The organism is Streptomyces herbicida, from assembly GCF_032656585.1.
Classification (GTDB): domain Bacteria; phylum Actinomycetota; class Actinomycetes; order Streptomycetales; family Streptomycetaceae; genus Streptomyces; species Streptomyces herbicida.
The window spans coordinates 44,855-52,941 of the sequence record NZ_JAUYWJ010000043.1 but is presented as its reverse complement, the minus strand read 5'-3'; the positions used below and the strand labels follow the sequence as shown (position 1 = coordinate 52,941).

The following is an 8,087-nucleotide window of genomic DNA, read 5'->3' as shown; positions in this document are numbered from 1 at the left end:
AGCCGAGCCTGTCAGCCTTGGCCTGTTCATACGCCTCCGCCGTCACATTGGCGTGCGCGGCCAGCTCGGCGGGCGGCGCAAACCTGCGCTCCTCCTTGAGCAGGTTGGCCAGGCTTTCGTTGCTCACGACATCTCCCTTTCCAAGGGTGTCCGTTGTGTCCCAGGCCACAGCTCATCAGACCCGGGGGCCCGATGACAAGGGTCGGCCTGAAATTGGTTTAGACCTGTCTGAATGGTCCACTACCCCTGTACACGGATGCCGACCAAGGCTGGGTTCAGCCTCTTGACCTTGGCTTTGACGACTCCTGGCGGGTTGCAGAGGCACCCAGATGGCGCCTTGCAGGGGGGAGCCCCCGGGGTGCGCGGCCCCCGGGGTGTGGGACTCCCCCCGGGTTGAGGCTCCACGGGGTGTGCGGCCGCCGCTGATGCGCCCGCACACCCGTGGCCGCATCCAGGCCCGGTCACCGCGGTCCGGTCACGCCGGGCTGGGCAGCTCCTCCGCCCCCGCCACGTGCTCGAACACCGCCTCGTCGCCGACCGCGGCGCCCAGCAGATAGGCCTGCGCCTCGCCCACGTGGAAGTACATCCCGTGCAGCTCCAGCGCACCGTCCGCCAGCGCCCGCGCCACCGAGTTGTGCGCGCGCAGATGCTCCAACTGCTGGATCACGTTGGTCAGGCAGAGCTGTTCCACCACGTCGGCCGCCGCCCGGCCGGCCAGCCGTGCCCAGGGCCGGCTGTCGTCCGCCATCCGCTCCAGGCTCGGCAGACCGTGCCGCAGCCACCGCTTGAGGGGAGTCTCCGCGCCCCCGGGCTCGGAATTGAGCAGCGCCTGCATGGCCCCGCACCCGGAGTGCCCGCACACCGTGATGGAGCGCACGTTCAGCACCTCCACCGCGTACTCGATCGCGGCCCCCACGGAGTCGTCACCGCTCTCCTCGCCCGGCAGTGGCACCAGGTTGCCGACATTGCGGACGACGAAAAGGTCGCCGGGACCACTGGAGGTGATCATCGACGTCACGAGCCGGGAGTCGGCGCAGGTGAGGAAGAGCTGGGAGGGCCGCTGCCCCTCCCGGGCCAACCGCGCCAGCTCGCTGCGCACCAGCGGGGCGGTGTTTCGCTGGAACGCGCTGATACCGCGGGCCAGTTCATGCGCGCTGGACGTGGAGTCGGGGCCGGTGTCGGAGGCCGTGTCGGAAGCGGATCCGGAGCCCGAGGTGGGGGCGGATCCGGAAGCCGACGTGGAGCCGGAGCCGTCGCCGTCGGTGGCCTCGGCGTCGGTGCCGACGCCGGCTCGGGCCGCTCCCTCCGGCCGGTCGGTCCCGCCGGCCTCCAGCCGTCCGCCCGCGCCGCCGCCCGGCCCACCGCCGGACGGCATGTCGCACTGGTGGTTACGCCAGGGCGTCCAGGGCCGGCAGCGACATCCGGCGGACCCTGTCGGCTCGGTGGTCCGGAGCCCGGTGCGGCGGCCGGTCAGCTCGGCCGTGCCACCCTGCGCGGTGTGTGCGTTCTGCCAGTCCTGCAGTGACTCGTACGCCGCGTGGTCCATGAACGAACCGTCCAACTCCACGACGGCGTGGGCGCCATGGGGTACGAGATGCAGGGCCCGGCTGAGCCTTGGCACCGCGAGGAACGTCAGCTGTCCTCGTACATGTACGTGATGGACCCCTTCCTTCTCTTCGTGCGTGATGCGGGTGCGGGCGAGGCGGTTCAGGGCGACGGCGACGGCCACGGCGACACCGAGCGTCACGCCCTCCAGGACGCCCAGGAAGACCACGCCGAGTGTGGTGACGGCGTACACCGGCACTTCGCGGTGGCGGGTCACCGTGCGGATGTGGTGCAGGGACACCATCTGGATGCCGACGGCCATCACCAAGGCGGCGAGCGAGGCGAGCGGGATGAGGTCGAGGACCGGGACCATCAGCAGCGCGGCGACCACAACGAAAACGCCGTGCAGCATCGTGGAGTTCCGGCTCACGGCACCGGATTGCACATTCGCCGAACTCCGCACGGCCACCCCCGCGACCGGCAGTCCGCCCAGTGCTCCGGAGACGATGTTGGCGGCGCCCTGCCCGAGCAGCTCCCGGTCCAGGTCGGAACGTCCGACGTGGGCCCGCAGCCCGGGGCGGCGGGCGACCAGCTTGTCCACGGCGACCGCGCCGAGCAGCGACTGCACGCTGCACACCAACGTGGTGGTGAACACGGCGGCGGCGATGCCGAGCACCGGCCCCTCGGGCAGTGCCGCCAGTGCGTGGCTGCGCCAGGACGGCAGGTCGACCTTGGGCAGGGTGAGCCCGGCGACCGAGGCCGTCGCGGTGGCGCCGGCGACCGCGACGAGGGCGGCCGGGATCTTGCGCAGCAGACGGCCGGGACGGCCGGGCAGCCGCGGCCAGACCAGCAGCAGGGTCAGGGTCAGCGCACTCATCGACACGGCGGCGGGCTGCAGGGCCGCCAACTGGGCGGGCAGCGCGAGGATGTTGTCGAGGACGGAGCTCTGCGGAGTGCCGCCCAGGACGATGTGCAGCTGAGCGACGGCGATGGTGACGCCGATGCCGGCGAGCATGCCGTGCACGACGGCGGGGCTGACGGCGAGGGCGCCGCGGGCCACGCGCAGGCAGCCTAGGCCGAGTTGGGCGAGACCGGCGAGGACGGTGATGCCGCACGTCGTCCGCCATCCGTAACGGTGGATCAGGTCGGCGGTGACGACGGTGAGTCCGGCAGCGGGGCCGCTCACCTGGAGCGGGCAGCCGCCCAGCCGTCCGGCGACGAGTCCGCCGACGGCGGCGGCGACGAGTCCCGCCTGGAGCGGGGCGCCGGTGGCGAGGGCGATGCCCAGTGACAGGGGCAGGGCGATCAGGAAGACCGCGATCGATGCCGACAGATCCGCGCCAGCGAGGTGGAAGCGGCGGGGCGGGGCCGGTGGCGGGCTGTGCGGTTGGTGAGGGTGTTTGGTTCCGGTCGGGGCGGCGGTGCGGATGCCGGCCGATCGGGCGAGGCCGAGGGCCTTGGGCCGGGTGGATGCGCAGACTGACATGTTTCCCGTCTCCTCCGGGGCGGCGCGGTCGCGAAAGGGGTGGCCCCGTCGAGTTGGCGGGGGTGGGTCGCGGCCAGGGGTCACGGCGTGCAGCGGCGGGATGAATCAACGCTCGGTAAACAGATCGTAATGCAGAGTAAAGGTCATGCATGGACTTTCGGTGCAAATGGTTCATAGTTTCACCCTCTGGAATGAACCGAGCATTTCATCGGCTTGTCGTACTAATTCCTTCTCGGTCCCGTGGGACCTTGGCGGCGCTGTCGGCACATCCCGGCAGATCACCAGACAACGCCCTTGTCGGCGTTGGCCTGAGAGAAGGAAGAAGGTGGGCGGAACATGGCCGCCAACCAGAGGATCGCCGCGGGCGCCATGGTCGCCGCGGCCTGTGCGGCGTCGCTCGCCGGTTGCGCGAGCGACGCCGACGGCTCCAAGGAAGGGGCATCCGGACCTCAGCAGGGCGCGGCCGCGCCCCAGAGCATGGTCCGCCTGATCGGCGACGGCTCCACCGCGTACACCGGGGCGCAGCCGCACCTGCCCAGACCCGAGCGGCTCAAGCCCGGTGAGAAGCCACCGCAGTTCGTGGTGTTCTCCTGGGACGGAGCGGGCGAGGACAGCCAGAGGCTGTTCTCCCATTTTCGCAAGGTCGCCAAGGCCAACCACGCGACCATGACGTACTTCCTCAGCGGTGTGTATCTGCTGCCGGAGGAGAAGCGCGACCTCTACCGGCCCCCGCAGCACTCGCCGGGCCGCTCCGACATCGGGTTCAACGACGAGAAGGGCATCACCGACACAGTCCGGCAGCTACGCCTCGCCTGGCTGGAGGGCAACGAGATCGGCACCCACTTCAACGGCCACTTCTGCGGCAATGACGGCGGCGTCGGCCAGTGGTCGGTGGACGAGTGGAAGGACGAGATCTCCCAGGCCAAGCAGTTCGTGAAGAACTGGAAGACCAACTCGGGCCAGACCAAGGCGCCGCCGCTGCCCTTCGACTACGACAAGGAGCTCATCGGCGCCCGCACTCCGTGCCTGGAAGGCCAGAAGAACTTCATGAAGGCGGCGAGCGAGCTGGGCTTCCGCTACGACACCAGCGGTGTCAACAACCAGGTCTGGCCGAAGAAGAGATATGGGCTGTGGGATCTGTCGATGCAGCTCGTGCCCTTCCCCGGGCACACCTACGAGCAGTTGACCATGGACTACAACTTCATGATCAACCAGTCCGGCACCTCGACCCAGGGTGACCCCGACAAGTACGACTACTGGGGCGACCAGATGCGCGACGGTCTGCTGAAGGGCTTCTACCGGGCCTACGACGGCAACCGCGCACCCCTGGTCATCGGCAACCACTTCGAGCACTGGAACGGCGGCACCTATATGCGTGCCGTCGACGAGGTCGTCGAGGAGGTCTGCAACAAGCCCGAGGTGCGCTGTGTCTCCTTCCGGCAGCTCGCCGACTGGCTGGACGCCCAGGATCCGCAGATCCTGTCGAAGCTGCGCACCCTGGAGGTCGGCGAGGCCCCCAAGCAGGGCTGGGCGTCCTTGCTGTCGAACCGCTCCGCCCCGGCCCCGAAGGGGGCGCCGGGGGCACCGGCGATCGGGCGGTAGCCGTCAGACGGGAGCGGCCACACCCTCGCTGAGCACGAACCCGGGGTCGATCTGGGCCGCCAGGTCGGCCCCGGTGCGCTCATTGCCCCACGACTGGGCGTTCTTCAGATGGAAGTGCACCATCTGGCGTGTGTACCGCTCCCAGTCCCGCAGGTCGTAGGTCGCGTCGGCGGCGACCCGAAGGGTGCGCAGGGCACGGCTGTTGGCGTCCTCCAGGAACTCGAACCGCGGCGGCCGGCCCTTCTCCATGGCGCGCACCCAGTCGGAGTGCCCCACTGTCACGAGCAGGTCGTCCCCGACCTCCGCGCGCAGGAAGTCGACGTCGTCCTGCCCCTGCACCTTGTTGCCGACGACCTTCAGGACCACACCGAAGTCCTGGGCGTACTCCTTGTACTGGCGATAGACGGAGACTCCCTTCCGGGTCGGCTCGGCCACGAGGAACGTGATGTCGAAGCGGGTGAACATGCCGGAGGCGAAGGAGTCCGAGCCCGCCGTCATGTCGACGACGACGTACTCGTCGGGGCCGTCGACCAGGTGATTCAGGAACAGCTCCACCGCTCCCGTCTTGGAGTGGTAGCAGGCGACGCCCAGGTCGGCGTCGGTGAAGGAGCCGGTGACCATCAAACGGACGGCGCCGCCGTCGAGTTCCACCGGCCGCGCGCAGGCGTCGTACACCGCATTGGGCTCCCGGACCCGGACCAGTCGCGAGCCCTCGCCGGGCGGGGTCGTCTTGATCATCGTCGCGGTGGAGGCGATGCGCGGGTTGGAACCGCGCAGGTACTCCTTGATCAGCGTCAGTCGCTGGCCCATCGCGGGCAGTGCGGCCGTCTGCGCGTCGTCGAGACCGAGCGCGGGGCCCAGGTGCTGGTTGATGTCGGCGTCGATGGCGACGACGGGCGCGCCGGCGGCCGTCAGGTGGCGGATGAAGAGGGAGGAGAGCGTGGTCTTGCCGCTGCCGCCCTTCCCGACGAAAGCAATTTTCATGTTCACAAAGGGTAGTCGTCCGATTGCTCTGTGTGGCAGGCCGAGTGAAGAAGACCACTCCTTCGTGGGGTGGGACCACGGGGTGCGTAGTGTCGTACTCATGAGTACGACAGGCGCGACCGCCGAGCCTCCCCCAAGCTCCCGAAAGAGCTCGGACAGGGGGGACCCCCTTGCCGCCCTGGGCTCGCTGCCCGGTGTGGCCGAGTCCGTGGAGTCCGTGCGCAAGGCCGTGGACCGGGTCTACGGGCACCGGATCATGCGACGCCGCAGCAACGAGATCACCTCCGAGGCGGCCCTGCGCGGCGCCCGGGGCTCCGCGGCGCTGTCCGGTGCCGACTGGGCCCTGGAGGAGGTTCGGCGGCGCACCGACTTCAGTGGCGACGACGAGGCGCGTGTCCTGGGCGCGGCCCTGCGACTGACCGCCGAGGCGGGCCAGCTGCTGTCCATCTGGCGGCAGTCGCCCCTGCGGGTGCTGGCCCGGCTGCACATGGTGGCCGCCGCGGACAGCGGCGACGAGGTCGGCCGGCCCCGCAGCAACGGCGAGCCGGTCGACGAGCCCCTGGTCGAGCTCGCGCTGCCGGACGCGGACGAGGTGTCCGGGCGGCTGGAGGGGCTCTCACAGCTGATCATCGCGGGGAGTTCGACGGCCGCGCTGGTGACGGCGGCCGTCGTGCACGGCGAGCTGCTCGCGCTGCGCCCCTTCGCCTCCCACAACGGCCTGGTGGCGCGTACCGCCGAGCGGATCGTCCTCATCGGCAGCGGTCTGGACCCGAAGTCGGTCTGCCCGGCCGAGGTCGGGCACGCGGAACTGGGCCGCGCGGCGTATCTGGCGGCGCTCGACGGCTATGTCTCCGGTACTCCGGAGGGCATGACTGCCTGGATCGCGCACTGCGGCCGGGCGGTCGAACTGGGTGCGCGCGAGTCCACGGCGGTGTGTGAGGCACTGCAGCGCGGCGCCGCCTGAGCAAGGTCCGGAAAAGGGTTGCGGCGGTACGATTTTTCGTACCGCCGCTGGCATGCGCACCGAGTTACCAAGCGTCCTCGATATGTCGCCCATCAGGTCGGGTACTTTGCCCGTCACCTGGTGTGGCTGGCCCGTAATCGACGGGTCGACGTCGCGTGGGTGCCCGATGTTCATGCGTCGGTCCGTGGGCCAAATGCGTTTTAAAGGTGATCCTTTCGGATGTCCTTTGGTCTCGCGGGCCGTTAAATCCTTTGTACTGCAAGCTCGGAGCAAGCGGAACCCCTGGCTGCAGTTCTTTACTTTTGGGATCAAACATGCGTTAAACGGACGCCGATACGCCGAAACCAATGCGGAGCGTCGGTGAAAGCCCAGGTCAGGCGACCGAGCTCCGGCGTCGGCTGGCGTACCAGACGAGGCCCGCGGTGGCGGCCGCGGCACCTATGGCGGCCGCCGCGACCAGGGCCGGCCGCGGCGGTACGGAGAGCACGGGGAGCCGCTGCTTGAGCCGGACGGGGCGGTGGAAGTCCAGAATCGGCCACCCGCGCGAGAGCGCCTCACGGCGCAGGGCCCGGTCCGGGTTCACCGCATGCGGATACCCGACCGTCTTGAGCATCGGCAGGTCGGTCGCCGAGTCGCTGTAGGCGTAGCAGCGCTCGAGGTCGTAGCCCTCGGACTCGGCGAGCTCCTGGACCGCCTCGGCCTTGGTCGGGCCGTAGGCGTAGTACTCCACTTCTCCGGTGAAGCAGCCGTCGTCGCCGACGACCATGCGGGTGGCCACCACCCGGTCGGCGCCGAGCAGGTCGCCGATCGGCTCGACCACCTCGGCGCCCGACGTGGACACGATCACGACGTCGCGGCCGGCCTTGTGGTGCTCCTCGATGAGGGAGGCGGCCTCGTCGTAGATGATCGGGTCGATCAGGTCGTGCAGGGTCTCGGCGACGATTTCCTTCACTTGCTGGACGTTCCAGCCGCGGCACAGCGCGGACAGGTACTCGCGGGTGCGCTCCATCTGATCGTGGTCCATGCCACCGACCAGGAAGACGAACTGGGCATAGGCGGTACGCAAGGCGGCCCGGCGGTTGATCAGTCCGCCTTGGTAGAACGACTTGCTGAACGTGAGCGTGCTCGACTTCGCAATGACCGTCTTGTCCAGGTCAAAGAAGGCTGCTGTGCGGGGCAAGGAGTGGTTTTCCACGACCCAGAGCATAGGGGCCCACCATTCGGCGTAAGGTGGGGCGCGTGGGTTTGCCTGAGAGGGCTCTCGGGTACACCATGGAAGTCACGGATCGTTCGCGACCGTGCTAACCCGGCCCGACTCCTCCCCCCCCGAGTCGGCCGTGGGGACGACCCCCGCTCTCCCCCCCGGCGGGGGTCGTCGCATGTCCGGGTGGGTTTTTCCCCTTCTCCAGGCGACCGCGAGACCGCGGCAATGCGGCTTCGGCCGCCTCTCGAGCCTGCCACATGATCCGTCACTGAGGGTAGTCATGGCGCTGCTCTGCGGAAGTC

5 protein-coding genes are annotated in these 8,087 nt (G+C 69.4%); 2 read left to right on the top strand and 3 right to left on the bottom strand.

What is annotated here, in order from left to right:
- Positions 1-475: 475 nt before the first annotated feature.
- Positions 476-3,031 carry a bifunctional SulP family inorganic anion transporter/carbonic anhydrase gene (locus tag Q8A52_RS46820; RefSeq protein WP_316764447.1) on the bottom strand — a complete coding sequence of 852 codons (2,556 nt, stop codon included), beginning with the start codon at positions 3,029-3,031 and terminating at the stop codon, positions 476-478.
- 336 nt (positions 3,032-3,367) lie between these two features.
- Between Q8A52_RS46820 and Q8A52_RS46815 the strand changes: the two genes are divergently transcribed.
- The gene (locus Q8A52_RS46815; RefSeq protein ID WP_316764445.1) at positions 3,368-4,633 is read left to right on the top strand and encodes a polysaccharide deacetylase family protein; all 1,266 of its coding nucleotides are present in this window, start codon (positions 3,368-3,370) and stop codon (positions 4,631-4,633) included.
- A 3-nt stretch (positions 4,634-4,636) separates the two neighbouring features.
- Here the strand turns inward: Q8A52_RS46815 and Q8A52_RS46810 are convergent, their stop codons facing one another.
- Positions 4,637-5,617: an ATP-binding protein gene (locus tag Q8A52_RS46810; protein ID WP_316764443.1), complete on the bottom strand. Its 981-nt coding sequence runs from the start codon at positions 5,615-5,617 to the stop codon at positions 4,637-4,639.
- Positions 5,618-5,717: 100 nt separating this feature from the next.
- Here Q8A52_RS46810 and Q8A52_RS46805 point away from each other — a divergent pair, with 100 nt between their 5' ends.
- Positions 5,718-6,581 (top strand): Fic family protein, encoded by an 864-nt coding sequence (locus Q8A52_RS46805; RefSeq protein ID WP_316764440.1) that lies wholly within the window; start codon positions 5,718-5,720, stop codon positions 6,579-6,581.
- Positions 6,582-6,954: 373 nt separating this feature from the next.
- On the opposite strand, the gene Q8A52_RS46800 is transcribed toward Q8A52_RS46805, so the two are convergent.
- Entirely contained in the window at positions 6,955-7,788 is an 834-nt protein-coding gene (locus Q8A52_RS46800; RefSeq protein ID WP_316764437.1) for an HAD family hydrolase, read from the bottom strand.
- Positions 7,789-8,087: the final 299 nt, after the last annotated feature.